Origin of the sequence: Chryseobacterium sp. MYb264, assembly GCF_035974275.1 — a bacterium.
Classification (GTDB): Bacteria; Bacteroidota; Bacteroidia; order Flavobacteriales; family Weeksellaceae; genus Chryseobacterium.
The window spans coordinates 4,565,285-4,585,515 of sequence record NZ_CP142422.1; the positions used below are offsets into that span (position 1 = coordinate 4,565,285).

Sequence of the window (20,231 nt, forward strand, 5' to 3'; positions counted from 1 at the left end):
CCCGTCATTATGAAAAAGTTTTTATTTATTCTCGTAGGCTTACTTATTATTCTGATCATATTTCTTCTAATCAGAACATTCACCTATCCTTTTAAGAAAATACATACGGAAAATTCTGACGGTTGGAAATTTGTCCGAAATGATGCGGCTGTGAAGAGGCTGGCGGATGGAATTAAAATCCCTACCATTTCCACCGGTGAGTTGGGGGAGTTTGATTATTCCCCTTTTGATCGGTTTAAAGACTATCTCAAAGATACATATCCTCTCGTGTATGAGAATACCGAAGTCGTGGAGATTAATACCTACGGATTGGTGTTCAGGTTAAAAGGTAGTGAGCCTGCACTTCAGCCTATTTTATTTCTTTCGCATATGGATGTGGTGCCTCCCGGTGATGCAGATGTTAAAAATGAGGATCAAAATGTTTTCAGACCCGACGATAAGGCATTGCCAGCCGTTACAAAAGTATCAGAAGACTGGGATTACGCTCCCTTTTCAGGGGCAGTTGCAAAGGGAAGAATATACGGCCGTGGAACGATCGATATGAAAGGAATGTTTTTCTCATTGCTGGAGTCAATGAATAATCTTATTCAGGCAAAGCATAGTCCTAAAAGAGATATTTATCTGGCATTTGGATTTGATGAAGAGGTTGGCGGACAAAAAGGGGCGTTGCCAATTGCCAATTATTTTAAACAAAAAGGATTGATCTTCGATGCTGTTTATGACGAAGGCGGGCTTGTGTTGGAAAAAGGAAGTGTGAAAGGAATCGATGCCGATGTTGCGGTGGTCGGTTGTGCTGAAAAAGGATTTCTGTCTGCAAAGATAACCGTCAAAGGTCTGGGTGGTCACTCGTCCATGCCTCCCATGGAAAGTGCGATAGGTAAAGCTGCTGTGATTATGCAGAGATTGGAAAATCACCAGATGAAGCCTGTCATTACCCCGCTTATCCGTGATTTTTTTGATAATATCGGGGGATCTATGCCTTTTGCTAACAGACTGGCCATTTCCAATAAGTGGCTGTTAAAATCTGTTTTGCTGTCACAGCTTACTAAAAATAACTCCACAAATGCACTGGTAAGAACCACTACGGCACTCACCATGATGAAGGGAAGCGACGGCCCGAATGTGCTTTCCCCCGAGGTTGAATTTTTGGTTAATTTCAGGCTTATTCCCGGAAATACCATTCAGCAGGTCAAGGAACATATTGCCAAAGCATGTGAAGGCTTTGATGTTGAAGTACAGGAAATAGATAACACCCGAGAGGCTTCTCTGGTTTCTCCTTCCGATACCCATTCTTTCCGTATGATGGAAAAAGGAATTCGCGAAATTTACCCTTCCGTCGTCGTTACTCCTTATCTCACTATTGCGGCTACTGATGCTTATAAATACCAGATCGTAAGCAAAAATATTTACCGTTTTATGCCTATCAAGATCAATGACGCCGAAAAACAAAGTATCCACAGTACCAATGAGTATATAAGTATTGAAAATTATATGAAAATGATTCACTATTTTGAGTATATCATGAAAAATTATGATCAATAGCGAATGGTGAATTTCTTCGGGTCAACAGTCGATTCTTACTTGTAATAAAAATGCACTTGCGCAGCAAAATTGACTATTCACCATTTACTTTAATTAAAACACGTCGAGTTTTGACGTTCCCCGTCCTTAGCTTTGCTTTATTAAAACATCAAAGCAATGGAATTACCGTTTTATATCAGTTTCAGAAAATTTGAACAGGAATATTATGACAATCTTGAAAAGTGGTTTGAGCATTATGATAATACCAGTGAAATTGACTATCTGAAAAGTCTGTCTGCATTATACAGGCCTTATCTCTGCTATAGTTTTTCAGAAAATAGCCTTCAGGCAGATGCAGTTATTAAAGTTAAGCACTGTTTTTTCCCCTTTTTCGAAAACTTCGGTATTTCCTTCTGCATTGATTACGAAAATCAAAAACAGGTCAAATCGTTAAAAACCGGACTGAATAATGTTTCAGAATGGAAAACAATTACGATGATGGAATATGCACAATATATCCTGGATAAAATAAATGGTTATTTTCAGAAAAAGGGACTGGATCGATTAAAAGAAAATGTGCTGGACTATATCAATCACTATGACATTATTACGGCCAGGGAGCAGACGGGATATTGTCTGAACTATGAAGAGCATCAAAGAACACTTCCTTTTCTGAAGGCCTTTTTACCGTGTCACGGCTTTACAGTTGATATTTCTTTATACAGAAATTTTTATTTCTCAGTCGTAAGGATAGCGGAGTTTATCGATCAGAAACTGACTGCGGTAAGAGCACCGGAACTGAGCGCTTTAGGGATTTTAAAATCTGAAGCCAAAATGAATATACACATGAAAAATCATAGCTTTCTGACCATTTGTAATTAAAATTAACGTGAACTTGATGAAAAAAGGAGCTCAATGGGCTGGAAGAGAGAAGTTGTAGGCTGTAAGTTTTATTGTCAACAGAACGAAAAAGTAGCTTTTTAAGATCCAACAGATGGGGATTGGTGAATTGTGAATCGTGAATTTCTTCGAGTCAATGGTCAATCTTAACCGTGCATAAAATTCACTATTCATTAAATTTAACAAATTGAAAACAAGGGGGATATCATCGATTTCACGTTAAAATATGAGTAGCGTCGGGTGAAACTTTATATAGGAGTATTCCATGATGTTATAACCCTCAAAAGATTAAATAATTTGAAAGAAATTTCAAAGAGTAAAATGGAATAATACCATTTTCTTTTTGAATTTACCTGAATAAACCCTGAAGGGGTTAAATATTAGTAGCGTCGGGTGAAACCCGATGAACAAGTATTTAATGATGTTATAACCCCGTAGGGGTTGAATAATTTAAAGGAAATTTCAAAGATTAAAATGGAATAAAATACCTTCGAATATATATATTAACATTAGGGAAATGAGAAGCAAGAGGGCAGGTTTTTAAGATTTCAGAACGCTCTTTCCATCGGCTCTCAAATTCATATTGAAAACTGATACACCATTCATCATATATCATTATATTGTCTCATCTGAAAATGGATTTGTTTCTTTATCAGATGATCATCCCGGATACTAAAGCCGGGATGATTTTTTTTATTTTCGCATCTGAGGCTATGAACTGTTCGACTCCCAGAGCTGGGTGAAATCTATTTAAACAAAAATAGGAGGGATCAAGTACAAAAGTTGGGGACCAGGCAAAAGAGTTTAGATAATGTAAGGTAAGATTTTTTGCTCTCGCAGATTTTGCAGATGATGCAGATTCTTTTCCTTACACTTTACATATTGAACACGAAGCCCCGCCAAGTTTTTTGACAACTCCCGTTTTAAGTCTCACCAAACCTTTCTACCTATAAAAGACCGCAAAGGTTAAACAAAGAAAATCAACGATATCATCTGTGGAAAATCTAAAGGCGATCTGTGGGGAATAAAAATATTCGAGTATCCGTGGCGATAATATGCAGCCCTCAATTTTATCTTTGATAAAATCCTTGCGCCTTAAAAACATCAAGTATTAAAAAATATCTTTGCGTCTCTGCGAAAAACCAACAAATAGAGCAGCATCTTTGAAAATCTGCACGATCTGTGGGGAATAAAAATATTTGAGTATCTGTGGCGATAATATGCAGCCCTCAATTTTATCTTTGATAAAATCCTTGCGCCTTAAAAACATAAAGCATTAAAAAATATCTTTGCGGCTTTGCGAAAAACCAACAAATAGAGCAGCATCTTTGAAAATCTGCACGATCTGTGGGGAATAAAAATATTCGAGTATCCGTGGCGATAATATACTGCCCTCAATTTTATCTTTGATAAAATCCTTGCGCCTTAAAAACATCAAGTATTAAAAAAAATCTTTGCGTCTCTGCGAAAAACCAACAGAAACAGCAGCATCTGAAAATCTGCGATCTGTGGGAAATAAAAATATTCGTGCATTCGTGGCAAAAAATACATCTAAACAATTTCTCCCCAAGTTTTGAAACTGATCCAATAGGAGCCTGTTAAAGATATAACTTCATCCACTGGGTTCTTTTCACCTTCAATTTTATCAGCCTTTTACTCTTTTACCCAGATCATGAATTTTTTTACTTTATACTGAACATTGATATTCTGGATACAGTTTTTTCGGTCTTTGGTGATCCTGATTGCTGAGATTTTAATCTTTTTACCAGCAATAGACTGACAGAAGAGATCAAAAGGAATCAGCTTATGATCATTCGCCACCACCGGAATATCAAATTTCCCGCACAGGTAATCTTTGAAATCATCTTTTGTCTTGGCTTCTGCAGCCACCTGATTCAGCAAAAGCTTAAATTGCTCGTTCGAAATTTCAGGTGCCTTTTTTTCAGCAATCACTGAATCTTTTTTAGAAACAGATTTTGGGGAAACAGGAATATACTGCATCATATCTACCAGCGGATCCTTTTCTGCCGTGCCCATAGGAAGTGAAAAATCACTATGTGGTTTTTCAAATTCGTATGATTTAAGGTCTGTTTTTTGCCTTGCGGTGATGGTCTTGGGTGCGACATAAATTGTTTTTACGGCGGTATGTTCCACATCACCATTCACGATGAGGGTTATTTTTTTATCACCCACAGATTTGAATACATAAGAGGGCGTTTTTCCCAGGGCATCGGTTCTTGTTGTTTCTCCAAAGCTCCATTCCCAGGATTCGCCACCTTCCTTTATGGCATTAAATGAGATCCTTTCTCCTACAGTAACCACATTGGGGCCGACAATCGTAGGAAGATAACCTGTCTGCTGACTTACGCTTGAGATGGAGATCATTTTTTCATGCACACAATTGCCATTGATTTTCAATTTTACAAGGTAGTCTCCAGGTTTTTTATAGCTGTGCATGGTTTTTTGTCGTACATCTATAGCTGTGCTGTCTCCAAAATTCCATTGCCAGGATTTAGCACCCGGAGTATTATCATAATATTCAACCACATTATTAATCATATAATCATCTGAATGAACTATGAAATTGGCATTTTCACAATCCACATGACGGGTGAACTGATATAAAAGAAAAAGTATGCTGACCAGTAAAAGGAGTCCCAGGCTTATTAAAACCCTGTAATCTATAAGACTTGAGGTGAATTTTTTCATTTGTGCTTTTTTGTGAGTCTACAAATATAAATAAAATTATTTCAATGAAAAGTGATAGGAATTCATTTTTTTTTATAAATTTGTCACAAACACACCGAGGATGAAATATTTAGAACAGCATATTCCTTTCATAGGATTATTTTTTTTACTTCTCTCTTTTACGCTTTCTTGTAGCAGCAAAAAATATATTTTGGATGTTCCTTATCAGTATGCCGCTGACGAATTAAAAACTGATTTATCTGTTCAGAAAGGGATTGATGAAAAATATTCTATTGTTGATGATAATGAGCAGAATCTAAGCGATGAAGAGTTGAGAATTAAAGAAAAATATTCTATAATTCTGAAAGTTATGCCCAAGGAGATCACCGATTATAATTTTTATGGGTATATCGACAAATGGCTGGGCACCCCTTATCAATCTCAAAAACTTGAGGAAAAATTGGGCGTAGACTGCTCTTACTTTGTTCAGGCTCTGTATAGTGACGTGTTCAAGGTAACCTTTCCCAAAACACCGGACGGCATTTTCCGTTCCAAGTCTATACAGCTTTTTACGGGAAGAACTTTTTTAAAGGAAGGAGATCTCCTGTTCTTCAGGTATGATAAATTTAATCCTATTTCGGATGTAGGTATTTATTTACATAACGATAGGATTCTGGCATGTACGGCCAATGGTTTGAATATCTACAATTTCAATGACGAGTATTTTCAGTTGAGATATGTAGCCGCAGGAAGATTAAAAACTGAAAATAAATAAATCATGCAAACGCTTACAGACCTTGTACATGCGGTAACTTCGTTACATCATGATATCCGTGCAGAAGTGGTGATCAATGATTTGCTGAAAAACGGAGATCTCTCTGAAGCCGAATATGTGGTTTCCAAAGAAGGGCAGTTTTCAAGAGCCTACCGATTTGATATTCTGGATGCTGAGATCACCGATTATGATCTTGATTCCACACAGATCTTGGAAATCTCCCTTTCCAGAGACGGCATTTATGATATGCTTCCGGAAAACCTGATTCATCATATACAAAATGATACTCCGGGTAAAGAAGTGGACACCATGCTGCGGGAGCATAGAAATCAGAAAAAACAGCAAAAGGGAGCACGTACATTCTTTCAGCCTTTCGAAAATGAAATGTTTACTTACGGCACTGCTATCGAGAGATTTGAAAGAGACTTTCTTTCCGATCTGGATGGAGCTCCGGCAGCAGATCTTTTCTATGATTTCTGGGGCATAAGCAGGGATTTTCCCGAGCTTTTAATTTCCAAGTTGATCAGAATTTTACCCTTTGCCTATAAAATTGTAGGAAATATTTCGTTAGCCTGTGAAATTCTTGCCGGACTTTTGGATGAAGAGGTTATGGTATATCATAAAAGCCACAATAAATATGCGGATAAAAACGAAAGTATACTCCTCGGAGAAAGTCAGCTTGGACTTGATTTTATTACCGGTAACAGCTATGATGACTATTCCAGTCACTTTAAAATACAGATAGGCCCCTTGAAAAGCTCCAATTTTGGAGATTATATCCACCAAGGTCAACAGAAAAAATTTCTGGATCTGTATTATGATTACTTTTTTCCTATAGAAGTAGAAATAGAAACTCTAATTCTTCTACCGGAAGAAAAACAAAATTTTGAATTCAGCACGATTGAAAGTTCAGTTTTAGGATACAACACAAGAATATGATGCAATTAAAAAAATATTTTATAAACCTTCTGGAGCCGCAAGTGCTGGCTGCCAGTGTGATTCTTTTGGCGATAATCATTATCCTTACCATGATTTTTTCTCAAAAGACCTCCGAATTTAAACAAAAATATAAGGCGGACTTCTACATTTATTGCTTCTCTTTCGCTTTTGTTTATTCTGTCATTGCTTTTTTAGGCTATAACAAATTGTTTCTGGATAATAATTTATATGAATTTATTTTTTATCAGCTCAGTTCCTTGGTGATGGGAATTATACATTGTGTCATGTATCGCTCTTACTTTCATAAATTCGGAAATGGAAATGCGGGAATGGAGTATCTGTTTGCTGGGCTGATCGTTACCTATACGGTGATTCCGTTTATGCTGATTTATACTTTTTTAAACGGAATCGATTTTATGTTTCTGATGTTAGGACATTACATCGTGTTCTTTATTCCCACCTTTTTAAATGATACCTTCAGAAAAGCGATGGCTATTCCTCCGAAGATTTATAAAACCTGGCAGTTTCCTCATAATTACAAAGACGATACCGATCTGGAAGAGGGTGAATGGAAAAATATGATCGTCATTTCCTATATCATGGACAAAGATAAAAAGGCGACCAGGTACAGTGTATACCGTGCGAAAGGACCTACCCGAATTGATTTTGGAAAACTCTTTTATAATTTCATCATGGATTATAACGAAAAGCATGTAAATGATCAGATCCAGATCGAAGATGAAAACGGGCTTTTTAACTGGGTCTTTTTTCTTCAGCCCAGATGGTATGAAAGTACCAAATATATAGATCCTGAACTTACCCTGTATATGAACGGAATTGAAGAAAACAGTGTGATCTTCTGCATGAGAACAGAACAGGTGATGGGGGCTGATAAAAATCTTCAGAACAGAGAAACCGACTATGAATATACAGAAGAAAAAAACAAGAAAAATTCTAAAAAAAGTCAGGAAAAGAAAGATGATGATAAGCAAACCGTAGCCGAATATTATATCCGTGAATAGGATCTATAAAACCTGCCCCATCACTCGCGGTAAGGTAAGTCTGAAAGACATGGCGAAGCTTTTTGAGCTGGATCCCGCAGAGCTGAGGTGGTTTCATAATCGGTTCTGTCCGGAGGCGGATCTTATAGATCCCGATATATAGGCTCATGTGGAGGTTATTTATATTCCTGTTCCGGGTACAGAAACAGCATATTATAAAAATAAAAAAAGAAAGAAACCATTGTATCGAAATGCATAATTTTTTGAAATATTAAATAGGAAATAAACAATATGCTGTGAGAAACGGCCAATAATAAAAAAATACATACAAAAAATGATAGAAAAACTAAATCATTTCCCGGTCAATTGGATAGACGGGATGAAAATCAACAAAAATCACTTCATCGATGTTCAGAATTTTGTGAATGATTCGATGAGAGATTCGGTGGGAGTACATACCTCCATGATCAATTACGGATTGCTTCCGGTGGAAGATTCTATTAAAATGAATCTTATTATTGATAATCATAAATTGTTAAGAATCAGGGTGGACGAGTGCCATGCCATTACGCCCAGCGGAGCAAGAATCGATATCGGACAGGGAACTTCCGAGGCCATTCATTTGTCGATTCCTTATCCTGAGGCAACGTATGAAATTAAAAACAATGAAAGCACGGCGTTATTGGCATGTCTTTCAGTCAATCATTTTAAAAGAACCCCTTATGGAGAGCCTGATCCGGAAGAAAATCCGCCACGTTATCCGTTTACCCAGCCTGAGTACACGCTTCATCTTATTTCTGAAAACGAAATAAAAAATACACTGGGATTTGGGATCAATCATTTAACAATTGGTAAGATCCTCGTGAATGCCGGAGAATCCAGAATTGATGAAAGTTATATTCCTCCGTGCGTAAGTGTTTCAAGTCATAAAAAACTGCATGAGATCTACATGGCGATCGACAGTTTTTATGGAAATATGGAGTTGTATGCCGTTCAGATCGAGCAGAAAATCCATTTGAAAAAACAGACCAATTCCCTCGCTGTGATGATGCAGTATCTGGCAGATAAAACCCTGAATTATTTAGGAACGGAGATCAACCGATTCCGTTGGATGTCTCCTCATGTTCCTCCCGCACAAATGCTTCTTTCGGTGGTGGGAATGGCAAGGGTACTGAAAAATTTTATCGATGCCAGATCGGGAGCCGGAAAAGAGGAGCTGTTGAACTATTTTGCCGATTGGTGCAATCTAAGCCAGGGAAATTTTGAAGCCGTTTTTACCGAACTCATCAACGCAGATTATAATCATAATGAGATCGACCTCAATGTGGCGAGGGTTAAAAGATTTATGAAAACATTAGAAGAGCTCTTCTCCATACTGAACCGTCTGGATTATATCGGTAAAAAACGTGATGGAAGCATCTTTGTATCTGAAAATACAGATGACCGGGATGCGGTGATTCATGCAAAAAGAAGCAGGACTTTTTTGGCAGATTAATACAATAAAAACACAGATGCGAATATGGAAGTACTTAATAAAGGTGAAAGAACAAGAGCCTTTTCATTTTTCATTTTATTCTTTTTAATAACAGTTATTGTGCTGATAACGGCGGTTTTTTTTAACGCTTATTTTCCTTTTAAAGAAAACAGCCTCTTAAAGATCGAAAATGCAAAAATGAAAAAAGAGATGGAAACGCAGGATAAATTTTCTTTTCAGCTCGAAAAGGTAAAATCTGCAGTAGATTCTATCGGGATTCCCGGACAGAACGACTTTTTCAATGAAAAACTGGGATTGTCTATCCTGGCGGATATGTATAAGCAATTGCCAAAAGATACTTTAAAAAATAAAGTCATGTACAATAATACGATCATGACCTTTAAAGATCTTATCGATGCAAAGAAAGAAATAAAACAACTTTCAGTAAATCATGCGACAATGGACAGTTTAAGCAAAATAAACGTAGCCTTGAAAGCAGAATATGATAAGATGAAGACGGATCTTCAGGTTTGCCGACAACTCTATCAGTCCCAATAATCATGAGAAAAATACCATTTTTTTTCAGCTTTTTATTCCTTGGCTTCTCTATGTTGGAAGCCCAGGAGCAGAAGTCGGAGGAAAACAATGAAAATTTGGCAAATTTTGACTGTGGAATTGTTCAGACCAAACAGAAGCTGGACCGGCAGTATTTTGCAAGTACCCCATCGATCGTACTCAGGGTCAACAATTCGGAATATGTGTATGCAACATTACAGTTCGGAAAAAGAGAAGATAAAATCTTTATGTATATCAGGATTGCCGATACCAATGTATGTATCGAAAAAGATAAGGTGCTTGATCTCTATTTTAAATCCGGCGAGGTGATATCCTACAAAAATGATTTTGCTCTAAACTGTGAAGGGTATTTTGCCAAACAGCTCAGTAAAAAAGATTATATGAAGCTGCAGGAAAACGAAATTTCACTCGTCAGGATTTATGCCTACGGAAAAAACTATGAGCTGTATGTAAGTGAAGCCCAGAATTACGATATCGATAATCAGCTGAATTGCCTGGCAGCTTATCATGTGAAAAAAACAGATGAAGTAAAAATAAAAAAACAACAAAAACAGGAAAAAAATGAGCCCGCTTCCGGAACTTAATCTTGGTCTGGGAATGACAAAAGACCCACATTCAGCTGCCGCAAAGGGAGATGGAGAAATTATTGTACGTACGAATTCGGGACTGAGTAAGCATACCATTTCTATGGTTATTTCTGATCAGGAATTGGGAAAAATAAGCCTTAAAATCGGAGAAAGAGAAATTGAAATTCCAACCTATAAATTAACGGTTACCGACGACAAAACTCATGAAACAGAAGCCTATCAGGTTACCCGAGACACATTAAGTTTCACCAAAATAAAGATCAAAAGAAACATTCTTTCTTTTTTAGGGTTTAAAAAGTTTGACAAAACATCTTATCTATACGAAAATATCCCTTTTGAGCCTGTCAGGGAAAAAATGGAGAAGTTTGATATTTCGAGACACCGGAAATTGTCACAGGAAGAGTTGACCTATCATTTAAAAAATGAAGAAATGAATATCCTGCTTTATGCCGGCAATATCAATGATTTTAAAAAACCGGAGGGGACAGACCAATATTTTATTGTGGTTGATCAGCATGAAGGTAAAAGCTTTATAGGAGATATTTTGTACCGCGAGAAATTTTTAAAACTTACGCCTAAGGTGGAATTACAGATTATCCGGCGTAAAGAGGTTCCAAAGAATTTTGAATATGATGAAAAAGGGAATATCAAAAGAACAATTTATTTATAATCGATCAGATGAAAGGAATTTATTATAAAATCCCTATAGATTTTGAAGGGATCATTCATAAAAAGGAGGCGGATAAGATCTCCATCGACAATTCGATCGGACAGCAGATTTTTCTGTTGGCAACCACTGCTTTGGGAGAATGTAAGTTTGATGAAACTTTCGGTACCGAAATCTGGGAATTGGATTTTGATTTATTGAAAAGTGACAATCAACTCAAGGAATATATTGTCGACGCCTTAAAAAAAGGAATCGAAATGCATGAAAAAAGACTGCTTCTGGAAGATGTGGAGGTCTTTATCAACGATTTTGACCTGGGTGTTGCAGGAAGAAAAAGAATGAAGAAAAAAGTGATGCTTTCCATTAAAGGACAGGTGTTGGAAACCAACAGATTCTTTCTTTTTCACAATGCATTTTTTGTAGGACCTCTTTCATATTAACAGCATGAATCAAGAAAGAATAAAAGACAGAATACTGCGGAGAGCAGCACGAATGTGGGGATACAATGAACTGGAGGCAGAAACTTCCTTCGATCCCATTGTTGGCTTACTGCTTTCAGCAACAGCTTCAGAGCTTGAAAAACTGGGATTCGAGTTGGAAAGTTCTCGATCCAGAGTGATTGAACGTATTTTGGAGATCATGTTTCCGGAGGAGGTCTCCGGTGTGCTTCCTTCGAGGTCATTACTTCAGGTATTTCCTTTGGAAAATGGTGAAAAAATATCACTTTACAATCATTTTAAAACACCCAAGAGAATTCATGATGTATTCAATCCTACAGTGGTAAGCAGTAAAGAAATTTACTTTTGTCCAACCATTGAAGTAGAATTAACCACTGCCAAAGTGGAATATATGGCTTTTGGAAATGTCTTAAACCGCATTGAAAGTTTCTTTTTCAGTGATACCATTTCCAAAAGTGAGAAACATCTGCCTTCAGGGCAAATGTGGATAGGCATCAGATGTCCCAAAAAAATAGATCCTGAAAACCTGATGTTCTATATAGACATCAATAACAATTATCAGAAAGAACTGTTTTTTTATTATTTAAAACAGGCAAAAATATATTTTGGAGATCAGGAACTTTTTTGTAGTGAAGGGTATAATGTTGATTGGGATGAGGTAAACCTTGAAAATATCATGACGAAGAATTATTCGGCAATAGGGCATATTTACAAAGAGGTGAACCAGTATTTTTCAGGAAATTATTTTACGTTGAAAGGAAAGATCAGGCATAACGGAAAACCTGAACAGGAGGAACTTTTTACCCAATATTTTGTGAATCATCATCTTTCGAATGAGGAAGAAATGATTTGGCTGAAATTTGTATTCTCAGAAGCAGTCGTCGCTGAGGTTTTCGAGAACGTAAGCATCACCCTGAACTGTATTCCCGTCATCAATACCAATAATCATAAAGTTCACAAAAGAGTAAAAGGAAGACTGAACATTATCCCGATGGAGTCGGAAGATCATTTTCTGGATCTCGACTATGTGCGTGATGATAATGGGAAACGGTTTGATCTAAAAAACTATTCGGCAGAAAAGGCGGGGACTACCGCTTTGATGAGAAGGGGAGGCGTCGCAAGATTTGATCAGAGAGGAGCCTCCGAGCTGTTGCAGTATCTGCTGGAATTAATTAAAGATGAAACGGCTGCTTTTTCAATAATTGGAGGAGATTTGGCTACGGTTACCCTAAAACAGATTAATCAGAATGTGGCGGCACTGCATCAGCTGTCGAAAGAAAAGAAGTTTTCTCAGGCCAATAATCCGTATCTGATCATTGAGTCGGATAGCCAGGATAAAGATATCCCCTGCTATATTTCGTATTGGCTCACCACAGGCGAAGAAGGTAATGATATTAAACCGGCTACGGTGCTTACTGTGGAAGATCTGGGAAATGCAGTCCTGGATAAGACGGCGGTCATGATTAAGGCGTCCACAGGAGGAAGAAAGAGCCTTTCTGCCCAGGAAAAGATTTTAGAATACAGAAATTCTCTGCTTACAAGAGGAAGAATTGTTACCGTCGCAGATATTCGGGTCTTTGGAATGAGTCATTTTAAAAGTACCGTTAAAGAGATTCAGGTGCAGAAGGGTACTAAAAAGGAAATCTCGTTGAAGGGAGGCTTTAGCAGAACCATCGATGTTTTTCTCATAAGAAATCAGGAAAAAGAGCTTAAAGAGTCGGAATGGGAGTTTTTAAGGGAGAGTTTCCTTTTAAAGCTGCAAAAAGCATCAGCCAATATATATCCGTATAGAATTTTCGAAAAGTGACACGTCACTATATTATTAATTTTATTAAATAAAACACTATGTTAACAAACAAAGGAATTGGTGGAAATGAAGTTCCATTAAACACCAGTGAGGCGATATTCGAGATCCCTCAGAACAGAACGCTTTTAGCACAGAAGCTCACAGCGCATGATCCCGTAAAACCTGAACTGGTGGAAGGGCTGAATACCATAGACCGCGTTTTCGAACACTTTAAACCTGAAGTAAAGGTAGACTTTGAAGATGCCAACGGGTCTGTGAAAATGGAGAATCTGAGATTTAAAAACCTCGGAGATTTCGGAACGAAAGGCATTACAGGGCAAAGCCACTTTTTACTAGGGCTCGAAACAGAAAAAGATCAGTATCAGAAAATTGTCAAGCAGCTGAAAACAAATAAAATCTTAAAAGCGGCTCTGGAAGATCCGGAGGCCAAAAAAGCACTGTATGACACCCTGCAAAATCTGATTAAAGAATTAGAAGAAAATAAATAACAAAAAGACAAAATAATATGAATAATAATAACAAGCAGCCTCAGGCTGCACCACAAGCCACCGAAAACCCAGTGTTGGAGCATAAAAAACAAGTTCAGCTAGGAATTGAGGATTTAATTGAAAAATTGGCTCGTTACGGAGGTTTCGATCTTCTCGAGACGTCTATTGAAAATATTCAAAATATAAACCCGGATAGGCGAGCCAGAAGAAAAATTTTCTTAACTGAAAAAAATAAACAAAAAGAAAGACAAACATTGAAAAAGACGCTCGAAATATGGGCAGATGTCATCAACAAAAGTCATTCATTATCGGATATGGTTACAGACTGTGAGACCCAGAGAAAATCTGCAGAAGATCTCTTGGCAAAAAATCTTTCCAGAGCGGTGGAGATCACCAAGGAGCTGGAAGGAAATTACCGGACGGCAGCTTTATTTTATAAAAATACCGAAACCGAAAAGGTAAAAAACATTACGGTAGTCAACTCGACTTTAGAACAATTGAAAGACCTTGATAATACCCGTTTCATCGATACCATTCACGCTGAATTGGCGGATAACTATGACCGGTTGGATTTAAAGAATAATTACGGAATTCTAGTGATTCCGGGATATTTAGGCTCCAATAAAGTCGTTGAAAAATGGGCAAAAATGGCTCATGAAAATAAAGTTATGCTGATCACCGATTTCGAACATCTTGATGAACCGGATGATGTGATGGAAATGTTTGATCAGGCCTATCTTACAGGAGGTGAGGTATACCGGTCAAACGTGCTGATGACCTGCAACTGGCTGGTGGGAAGAGGTCGGTTTGAAGAAATCGACGAATTGGAAGATCTGTTTATCCCACCTTCAGCCGCCTTGGCAGGAAAGATCTATAAAACACTGATGTCTCAGGTAACGGCCGGTAAAAAGTTCGGGGGAATCAATGAAGTGGAAGGGGTACGATTTGATCTTAAAAAGAGTGAAATTGCGAACCTTGAAAACCTCGGACTGATTCCGATGGTCAATGAATATGGTAAGGTAATGGCATTTTCCGGAAAAACATTGTTTAACGGAGATAACCTTGGGCTTCAGACCTATTCGGTGGTGAGGGTCTTCGACTTTGTCACAAAAGTTTTAATGGATTTCCTGAACCGAAGAGCTTTTGAAAACTTTACCGCGGTGACCAGAAAAGAGATCATGAACCAGATCGTCCGATTTCTGGACAGCATTACCGGTCCCGGAAAGCTAATCGAGAACTTTGAAATCCGAAGATTTGAGCAGGATCCTGTTCAGAAAGATAAAATTCATCTGGATATTCATATGAAACCTTATTTCCCTGCCAAAAACTTCCTGATCAAAATGGATGGACACAAAGGAACAGACGGCAACGAATGGGAAACGGAATACGAACAGAAATAGTCTGCTTATGATAATGAAAAAACACTGAAAGAAGTGCGTACGGCATATTCCATTATTGGTAATATTCATTTTTTTAAACCTTAAAACATTTAATTATGTCATTTAAAGCAAAATTCAAAGTTGCAGGCAAAGAGCGCAACATCATCGCTGTAGATTTCGGAATGCTACAGGAAACAGATCCAACAGGAAGACCTTCTTCTGTCGTAAGAGGAGGGAAAATTCACTTAACTGTTGAAGGAACGGGAGAAACCGATCTTTTTGAATGGATGACCAACTCATTTGAGAGAAAAGACGGAAGTGTTGTATTTTTAAAAAGAGACAGTGAAGCCACGCTGAAAGAAATGAAATTCAAAGAAGCTTATATTGTGAAATATAAGGAAGATTTCGATTCTTCAAGCCAGAATCCTCTCACGGAAACATTTGTACTTTCTGCCAAGGAAATCGAGTTGGGAAGTGCAAAACATAGTAATGAGTGGGTATAGCCCATTCATAAGTCTAAGGGTCTTTTCTATAGTATTCATAACATAAATCCGGGAAGGGCTTGAAGACCTTTTTAAAATACAAGAAAGAAAATTAACTCAACTAAAAAGTAACCATTATGTCATTTAAAGCAAAATTAAAAGTAGCAGGAAAAGAATATAATATCTTAAATATCAGCTACGGTCTGTTTCAGGAAACAGATACAACAGGAAGACCGTCTACTGTCACCAGAGGCGGGAAAATAGATGTTATCGTTGAAGGTACCGGAGCAACCGACCTTTTCGAATGGATGACCAATTCTTTTGAAAGAAAAGACGGAAGCGTAGTATTCGTAAAAAGAGATAACGATGCCACCTTGAAAGAGCTGAAATTCACAGAGGCATACCTGGTGAAGCATAAAGAAAATTTTGATGCTACAGGAGAAAACCCTCTGACTGAGGCTTTCACTATTTCAGCCAGAAAAATCGAACTGGGATCCGGAGCCTACGAAAACGAATGGGTATAAAGTTTTCATACAACGGAAGCAGATAAAGTAATCGTCTGTTTCCTTTTTAATGGGTAATAGACAATATCCGGCTAAAAAACGGCAATATTGTTTATTGCTCATTATCTACCATTTATTAACTTCTAAAAACACAAAATATGTCCTTTTTATCCAAATTAGAATTAGACGGCAAGGTTTACAATATTATCGAATGTAAATATAGCTTTAAACAACCTACTGATGGCACAGGAAAGCCACAAGGCATTCCCCAGGGCGGAGAAATTTTTCTTAAAATTGAAAGCACGGGAAGCCCCGAATTGTTAGGCTGGATGCTTGATCACGGGCAGACAAAGAGCGGAAAGATCATCTTTTACCGAAGAGATGCCATGAGCAAGCTTCAGGAATTGGTCTTTGAAAAAGCGTATTGTATTGATTTTGCTGAAACTTTTCATGCCCATAATACAGATCCTTTACAAATTGAGATGCGTCTCATTGCCAAAAGGTTTGATGTGAATGGAGCCAGCCACGAAAAGTCATGGAGAGGGTAACAGGTTCTCCCGATGCATCTTTTTATTTATTATTAATCTGAAAAAACACCAAAGTATGGAAGACAATCCCAACAATCCCAACGAGGATTACGAAAACGACGGCAATTTCGAAAATAACGGTTCTCAGGAAACCGGCAAAAACGAGAATGACGATGAAAGATATTACAATTCGGATTTCGGAAGGCTGAACCATCCTGACGATATGAAGAAATATTTTTCCTTCAAGACATTTCAGGATTTTCTGGATGATAAAAAAAATCCCGTGGTCTACTGCCTGCTGAGCATGGACGGAAAACCTTTTCTGGAAAAATCTTCTTATTCTGTGAATCTGGATCAGGTGACCAATGGTCACGACCGTTTTACCATTACGGTCCCCGACGACGCGCTGGACAGCTTTTCGGGATATCTGATGGAAAATTCTAAAAATATTCTGGGAAAAACGGTGACCATCCTTCTCCACCGCTACGGAAAGACACGCCAGGTATTTGTGGGAATCATCTGCAATGTAAGAAACAGAAAGGAAAACGGTTACGGAAGCCTTTATATTACAGGGTATTCTCCTACCATTCTGCTGGAAAGCGGTAAAAACTGCCGGAGTTTTGAAAGAAAAACGCTGGAGCAGATCGTAAAGGAAGTGACCTCGGAGCATCCACAGGAAACCCGGGTGCTTGTGGAGTTTCCCAATACAGATTATATTCTTCCCTATACGGTACAGTATAAAGAATCGGATTATGAGTTTCTCCAGAGAATGGCCACGCGCTTCGGGGAATATTTTTATTACAACGGGCAGCAGCTGGTGTTGGGAAATAAAGTTGAGGCGATGATTAAGGTGGAGGAAAACATCGACCTTATCGATGCCGAATTTGAGATGACTATCAAACCCCAGCATTTTGGGTATTCGGCGTATGATGTCCAGGCGGGTGAACAGATCGGTTATCTTTCCCATACCGCCCAGCGTCAGTATAAAGACAACCATTTTCAGGCGGTGGCAATCAATGCCTCGAATGAGGTGTATACGAAACCATCGGGTATGTTCTACAACCACACGGGAATATCGGACAGCACCTCGCGGGAGCTGAAGGAATCGGTGCGCCGGGAGCGCGAAAACCGTGAAAATCTGGTCATGGTAAGAGGTCGGAGCAGGGATCCGAGGCTGAAGATCGCAGGACGTGCCCAGCTGGTGGACATCAATAACAACCCTATGGAAACCTACCGGATCATCGAAATTAAACATTACCACGACGGCAATGAATACTACAACGAGTTTGTGGGCATTCCGGATTTGTATAATGCACCATATCAGGACTCGGAAGCCGTTCCTTTGGGAGAAGAACAGATGGCAAGAGTGATCGAAAATAATGACCCGATGGGATTCGGAAGAGTGCGCGTACAGTTTTCGTGGCAGGAGAGGAAGGGAGATAAATCGCCGTGGATAAGGGTAGTTCAGCCGCATTCTGGAAGTGGAAAAGGTTTTCATTTTATCCCTGAAATTGGCGAAGAAGTGATGATTGGTTTTGAGTCTCAAAATGCAGAAAAGCCTTTTGTGGTGGGGACGCATTATAATGGAAGTGAAACGAGCTCGTATCATACGAGCGGGAATGATAAAAAAGTAATTCACACGCGTTCAGGAACGAAAATTATCCTGAATGATGGTGAAGGAAGTGTTTTTATTGAAGACCCGAGCGGCAATACCTATCTGATGGACGGGCAGGGAAATATTGAGGTGAGTGCACCGAAGAATATGACTTTTACGGCTGGGAAAAATATGAATCTCAATGTGGGAGAAAATATGAATACAAATGTGGGAATGAACTCTTCGGAAACGGTGGGAATGAATAAAACCGTTGGCATAGGAATGATGAGCATGATGAGCATCGGAACGGATTTTATTACCAATGTGATGGGGAAAATGGTGGAATATATTACGGGGAATATTGAGTCCCATACAGAAGAAGAGAGAAATATACATTCGAAAAGCATGGGAGTAATTTCTGAGAGCACAATACAAGTCAACGCTTCCGAAAAAATGCTTCGCTTTAGTGGTGAAAAGTCAAATGATGCTTAATTCTAAATTATGAGTAAAGTAACATATTGCGAAGGAAAAATTATTCTTACCAGTAAACAAAATACATTATTTCATGCTTTTAATGGAAATTTACAATTTACTGCAGGAGAAAATAACCACTGGGAGGGTAAGCAAGGGAATGAGATTGGGAACTATGAAAAAATAGCATTACCAAATAAAAGCCAAATAATCAAATTATATCATGAAAATATTGTTATTGTAGCCTCTGAGGTGCATGATAAAAAATCTGTAAATAAATTAATGTTTATGGCTCAAGCAATTAGGCGAATTAGAATATCAAGTGTACAAACTGTTATGTATTTTACACATGGTTATTCCTCCAATATGATATTTGAGTTTGAAAAATCTCTTAGGAATTATAAAAAAAACATTAAAATTATTGCTATTACAAATATTTCAGAACTAATTAATTATATAAATTTAGGATACACAAAAAATACCCAAGGAGATTATAGAACGAAGCCTGATGAAAACGATAGTTTATATAAAGTTAATAATGTGTATATATATTCGCATGGAATGCCTAGTAGAATCACTTTTATGCTTGATTGGGATCTATATAAAAAGAATAATAATATAAAAAGCTCAGAGGATGCAAAAAATAATGAACTAAATTTAAGCAATTATATATTGCTAAACCCAAATAGCTTTTCAAAAGAAGCTGCAATTTGGTCTTTCGCCTGTAGAACAGGACTAAGTGTAGATAATGACTCTGAAATAGAAAGATTTACATGGGGTGAGAAAGAAAGTTTAGCACAAAAGTTAGCAGATAGATTAAATTGTAAGACTCATGCCTTTCTTAAAAGAAGTAATTATGAAAACACTTGGGGAAGCAAGGCAGATAGAATAGATTTAAAAATTGCTGATAATTTGGAAAAAATAAATATTGATACAAAAAAAGAAGATAAATTCAGAGAGTATAAAAAGCATGAATTTCAAATAGATGGAAAATATCCATGGCAACCTCAAGGTGCTTATAATGATGTGAAAGCTGGTGATTTTCCACTTGGCCCACCAAATTGTATGTGTATTTTTCAAAAAAATAAAGCTGTTATTATTCCATGTGAAACAATAGCTTTTCCAAAAGGTTAATATATGAAAGGGAAAATATTACTATTAGGTTATTTCTTATTAGGCTTAATTAGTTATTTAGGTTATATAGTTATATATAATTCAAAATTTGATTTAGGCTTATTTTGTGATTCTAGTACAGAATGCTTCTCTCTTACAAAAATGATTATTTTTTTCAATTGGACATTTGCTTTATTTTTAATTTTAATTTTCAATTTCATAATAAAGAACAAATATCATAATGCAAATATTTTATTTGTTGGACTAATTTTCAACATTAT

19 protein-coding genes are annotated in these 20,231 nt (G+C 37.5%); 18 read left to right on the top strand and 1 reads right to left on the bottom strand.

Features of this window, described 5'->3' with window-relative positions; all coding sequences use genetic code 11:
* Positions 1 to 9: 9 nt before the first annotated feature.
* Both VUJ46_RS19955 and VUJ46_RS19960 read left to right on the top strand, forming a co-directional pair.
* Positions 10 to 1,542: a M20/M25/M40 family metallo-hydrolase gene (locus VUJ46_RS19955; protein WP_326982429.1), complete on the top strand. Its 1,533-nt coding sequence runs from the start codon at positions 10 to 12 to the stop codon at positions 1,540 to 1,542.
* Between the two features lie 156 nt (positions 1,543 to 1,698).
* Complete coding sequence (locus tag VUJ46_RS19960) at positions 1,699 to 2,403, top strand: hypothetical protein (RefSeq protein ID WP_326982430.1); 705 nt, start codon at positions 1,699 to 1,701, stop codon at positions 2,401 to 2,403.
* 1,671 nt (positions 2,404 to 4,074) lie between these two features.
* On the opposite strand, the gene VUJ46_RS19965 is transcribed toward VUJ46_RS19960, so the two are convergent.
* Complete coding sequence (locus VUJ46_RS19965) at positions 4,075 to 5,130, bottom strand: PKD domain-containing protein (RefSeq protein WP_326982431.1); 1,056 nt, start codon at positions 5,128 to 5,130, stop codon at positions 4,075 to 4,077.
* Positions 5,131 to 5,230: 100 nt separating this feature from the next.
* Between VUJ46_RS19965 and VUJ46_RS19970 the strand changes: the two genes are divergently transcribed.
* The 16 genes from VUJ46_RS19970 to VUJ46_RS20045 all read left to right on the top strand — a co-directional run bounded on the left by VUJ46_RS19970 (position 5,231) and on the right by VUJ46_RS20045 (position 19,971).
* Positions 5,231 to 5,884 (top strand): C40 family peptidase, encoded by a 654-nt coding sequence (locus VUJ46_RS19970; protein ID WP_326982432.1) that lies wholly within the window; start codon positions 5,231 to 5,233, stop codon positions 5,882 to 5,884.
* A 3-nt stretch (positions 5,885 to 5,887) separates the two neighbouring features.
* Positions 5,888 to 6,823 (top strand): type VI secretion system baseplate subunit TssG, encoded by a 936-nt coding sequence (locus VUJ46_RS19975; RefSeq protein WP_326982433.1) that lies wholly within the window; start codon positions 5,888 to 5,890, stop codon positions 6,821 to 6,823.
* The gene (locus VUJ46_RS19980) at positions 6,820 to 7,845 is read left to right on the top strand and encodes a TssN family type VI secretion system protein (RefSeq protein ID WP_326982434.1); all 1,026 of its coding nucleotides are present in this window, start codon (positions 6,820 to 6,822) and stop codon (positions 7,843 to 7,845) included. The genes VUJ46_RS19975 and VUJ46_RS19980 overlap by 4 nt, the downstream gene beginning before the upstream one ends.
* A 313-nt stretch (positions 7,846 to 8,158) precedes the next feature.
* Complete coding sequence (gene tssK, locus VUJ46_RS19985; RefSeq protein ID WP_326982435.1) at positions 8,159 to 9,319, top strand: type VI secretion system baseplate subunit TssK; 1,161 nt, start codon at positions 8,159 to 8,161, stop codon at positions 9,317 to 9,319.
* A gap of 24 nt (positions 9,320 to 9,343) precedes the next feature.
* On the top strand, positions 9,344 to 9,856 hold the full coding sequence (tssO, locus tag VUJ46_RS19990; RefSeq protein WP_326982436.1) for a type VI secretion system TssO: 513 nt from the start codon (positions 9,344 to 9,346) through the stop codon (positions 9,854 to 9,856).
* Between the two features lie 2 nt (positions 9,857 to 9,858).
* Positions 9,859 to 10,458, top strand: coding sequence for a hypothetical protein (locus VUJ46_RS19995; RefSeq protein WP_326982437.1), 600 nt, complete (start codon positions 9,859 to 9,861; stop codon positions 10,456 to 10,458).
* A complete protein-coding gene (locus tag VUJ46_RS20000) occupies positions 10,436 to 11,131 on the top strand; it encodes a hypothetical protein (protein ID WP_326982438.1) in 696 nt (231 codons plus the stop codon). The genes VUJ46_RS19995 and VUJ46_RS20000 overlap by 23 nt, the downstream gene beginning before the upstream one ends.
* A gap of 8 nt (positions 11,132 to 11,139) precedes the next feature.
* On the top strand, positions 11,140 to 11,568 hold the full coding sequence (locus tag VUJ46_RS20005; RefSeq protein ID WP_326982439.1) for a GPW/gp25 family protein: 429 nt from the start codon (positions 11,140 to 11,142) through the stop codon (positions 11,566 to 11,568).
* 4 nt (positions 11,569 to 11,572) lie between these two features.
* Positions 11,573 to 13,393 (top strand): type VI secretion system baseplate subunit TssF, encoded by a 1,821-nt coding sequence (locus VUJ46_RS20010; protein ID WP_326982440.1) that lies wholly within the window; start codon positions 11,573 to 11,575, stop codon positions 13,391 to 13,393.
* 38 nt (positions 13,394 to 13,431) lie between these two features.
* Positions 13,432 to 13,881, top strand: coding sequence for a hypothetical protein (locus tag VUJ46_RS20015; RefSeq protein WP_326982441.1), 450 nt, complete (start codon positions 13,432 to 13,434; stop codon positions 13,879 to 13,881).
* Between the two features lie 17 nt (positions 13,882 to 13,898).
* Complete coding sequence (locus tag VUJ46_RS20020; RefSeq protein WP_326982442.1) at positions 13,899 to 15,281, top strand: DUF5458 family protein; 1,383 nt, start codon at positions 13,899 to 13,901, stop codon at positions 15,279 to 15,281.
* Positions 15,282 to 15,376: 95 nt separating this feature from the next.
* The gene (gene tssD / locus VUJ46_RS20025; protein ID WP_326982443.1) at positions 15,377 to 15,763 is read left to right on the top strand and encodes a type VI secretion system tube protein TssD; all 387 of its coding nucleotides are present in this window, start codon (positions 15,377 to 15,379) and stop codon (positions 15,761 to 15,763) included.
* 116 nt (positions 15,764 to 15,879) lie between these two features.
* A complete protein-coding gene (gene tssD / locus VUJ46_RS20030; protein WP_326982444.1) occupies positions 15,880 to 16,266 on the top strand; it encodes a type VI secretion system tube protein TssD in 387 nt (128 codons plus the stop codon).
* A gap of 137 nt (positions 16,267 to 16,403) precedes the next feature.
* Entirely contained in the window at positions 16,404 to 16,793 is a 390-nt protein-coding gene (gene tssD / locus VUJ46_RS20035; protein WP_326982445.1) for a type VI secretion system tube protein TssD, read from the top strand.
* A gap of 55 nt (positions 16,794 to 16,848) precedes the next feature.
* On the top strand, positions 16,849 to 18,858 hold the full coding sequence (locus tag VUJ46_RS20040; RefSeq protein WP_326982446.1) for a type VI secretion system Vgr family protein: 2,010 nt from the start codon (positions 16,849 to 16,851) through the stop codon (positions 18,856 to 18,858).
* A gap of 9 nt (positions 18,859 to 18,867) precedes the next feature.
* Entirely contained in the window at positions 18,868 to 19,971 is a 1,104-nt protein-coding gene (locus VUJ46_RS20045) for a hypothetical protein (RefSeq protein WP_326982447.1), read from the top strand.
* The last annotated feature ends 260 nt before the right edge of the window (positions 19,972 to 20,231 follow it).

What these genes read in the sequence shown, in the direction of transcription:
- VUJ46_RS19955 (WP_326982429.1), top strand. Translation starts at nt 10, where the DNA reads ATGAAAAAGTTTTTATTTATTCTCGTAGGCTTACTTATTATTCTGATC.
- VUJ46_RS19960 (WP_326982430.1), top strand. Translation starts at nt 1,699, where the DNA reads ATGGAATTACCGTTTTATATCAGTTTCAGAAAATTTGAACAGGAATAT.
- VUJ46_RS19965 (WP_326982431.1), bottom strand. Translation starts at nt 5,130, where the DNA reads ATGAAAAAATTCACCTCAAGTCTTATAGATTACAGGGTTTTAATAAGC.
- VUJ46_RS19970 (WP_326982432.1), top strand. Translation starts at nt 5,231, where the DNA reads ATGAAATATTTAGAACAGCATATTCCTTTCATAGGATTATTTTTTTTA.
- VUJ46_RS19975 (WP_326982433.1), top strand. Translation starts at nt 5,888, where the DNA reads ATGCAAACGCTTACAGACCTTGTACATGCGGTAACTTCGTTACATCAT.
- VUJ46_RS19980 (WP_326982434.1), top strand. Translation starts at nt 6,820, where the DNA reads ATGATGCAATTAAAAAAATATTTTATAAACCTTCTGGAGCCGCAAGTG.
- tssK (WP_326982435.1), top strand. Translation starts at nt 8,159, where the DNA reads ATGATAGAAAAACTAAATCATTTCCCGGTCAATTGGATAGACGGGATG.
- tssO (WP_326982436.1), top strand. Translation starts at nt 9,344, where the DNA reads ATGGAAGTACTTAATAAAGGTGAAAGAACAAGAGCCTTTTCATTTTTC.
- VUJ46_RS19995 (WP_326982437.1), top strand. Translation starts at nt 9,859, where the DNA reads ATGAGAAAAATACCATTTTTTTTCAGCTTTTTATTCCTTGGCTTCTCT.
- VUJ46_RS20000 (WP_326982438.1), top strand. Translation starts at nt 10,436, where the DNA reads ATGAGCCCGCTTCCGGAACTTAATCTTGGTCTGGGAATGACAAAAGAC.
- VUJ46_RS20005 (WP_326982439.1), top strand. Translation starts at nt 11,140, where the DNA reads ATGAAAGGAATTTATTATAAAATCCCTATAGATTTTGAAGGGATCATT.
- VUJ46_RS20010 (WP_326982440.1), top strand. Translation starts at nt 11,573, where the DNA reads ATGAATCAAGAAAGAATAAAAGACAGAATACTGCGGAGAGCAGCACGA.
- VUJ46_RS20015 (WP_326982441.1), top strand. Translation starts at nt 13,432, where the DNA reads ATGTTAACAAACAAAGGAATTGGTGGAAATGAAGTTCCATTAAACACC.
- VUJ46_RS20020 (WP_326982442.1), top strand. Translation starts at nt 13,899, where the DNA reads ATGAATAATAATAACAAGCAGCCTCAGGCTGCACCACAAGCCACCGAA.
- tssD (WP_326982443.1), top strand. Translation starts at nt 15,377, where the DNA reads ATGTCATTTAAAGCAAAATTCAAAGTTGCAGGCAAAGAGCGCAACATC.
- tssD (WP_326982444.1), top strand. Translation starts at nt 15,880, where the DNA reads ATGTCATTTAAAGCAAAATTAAAAGTAGCAGGAAAAGAATATAATATC.
- tssD (WP_326982445.1), top strand. Translation starts at nt 16,404, where the DNA reads ATGTCCTTTTTATCCAAATTAGAATTAGACGGCAAGGTTTACAATATT.
- VUJ46_RS20040 (WP_326982446.1), top strand. Translation starts at nt 16,849, where the DNA reads ATGGAAGACAATCCCAACAATCCCAACGAGGATTACGAAAACGACGGC.
- VUJ46_RS20045 (WP_326982447.1), top strand. Translation starts at nt 18,868, where the DNA reads ATGAGTAAAGTAACATATTGCGAAGGAAAAATTATTCTTACCAGTAAA.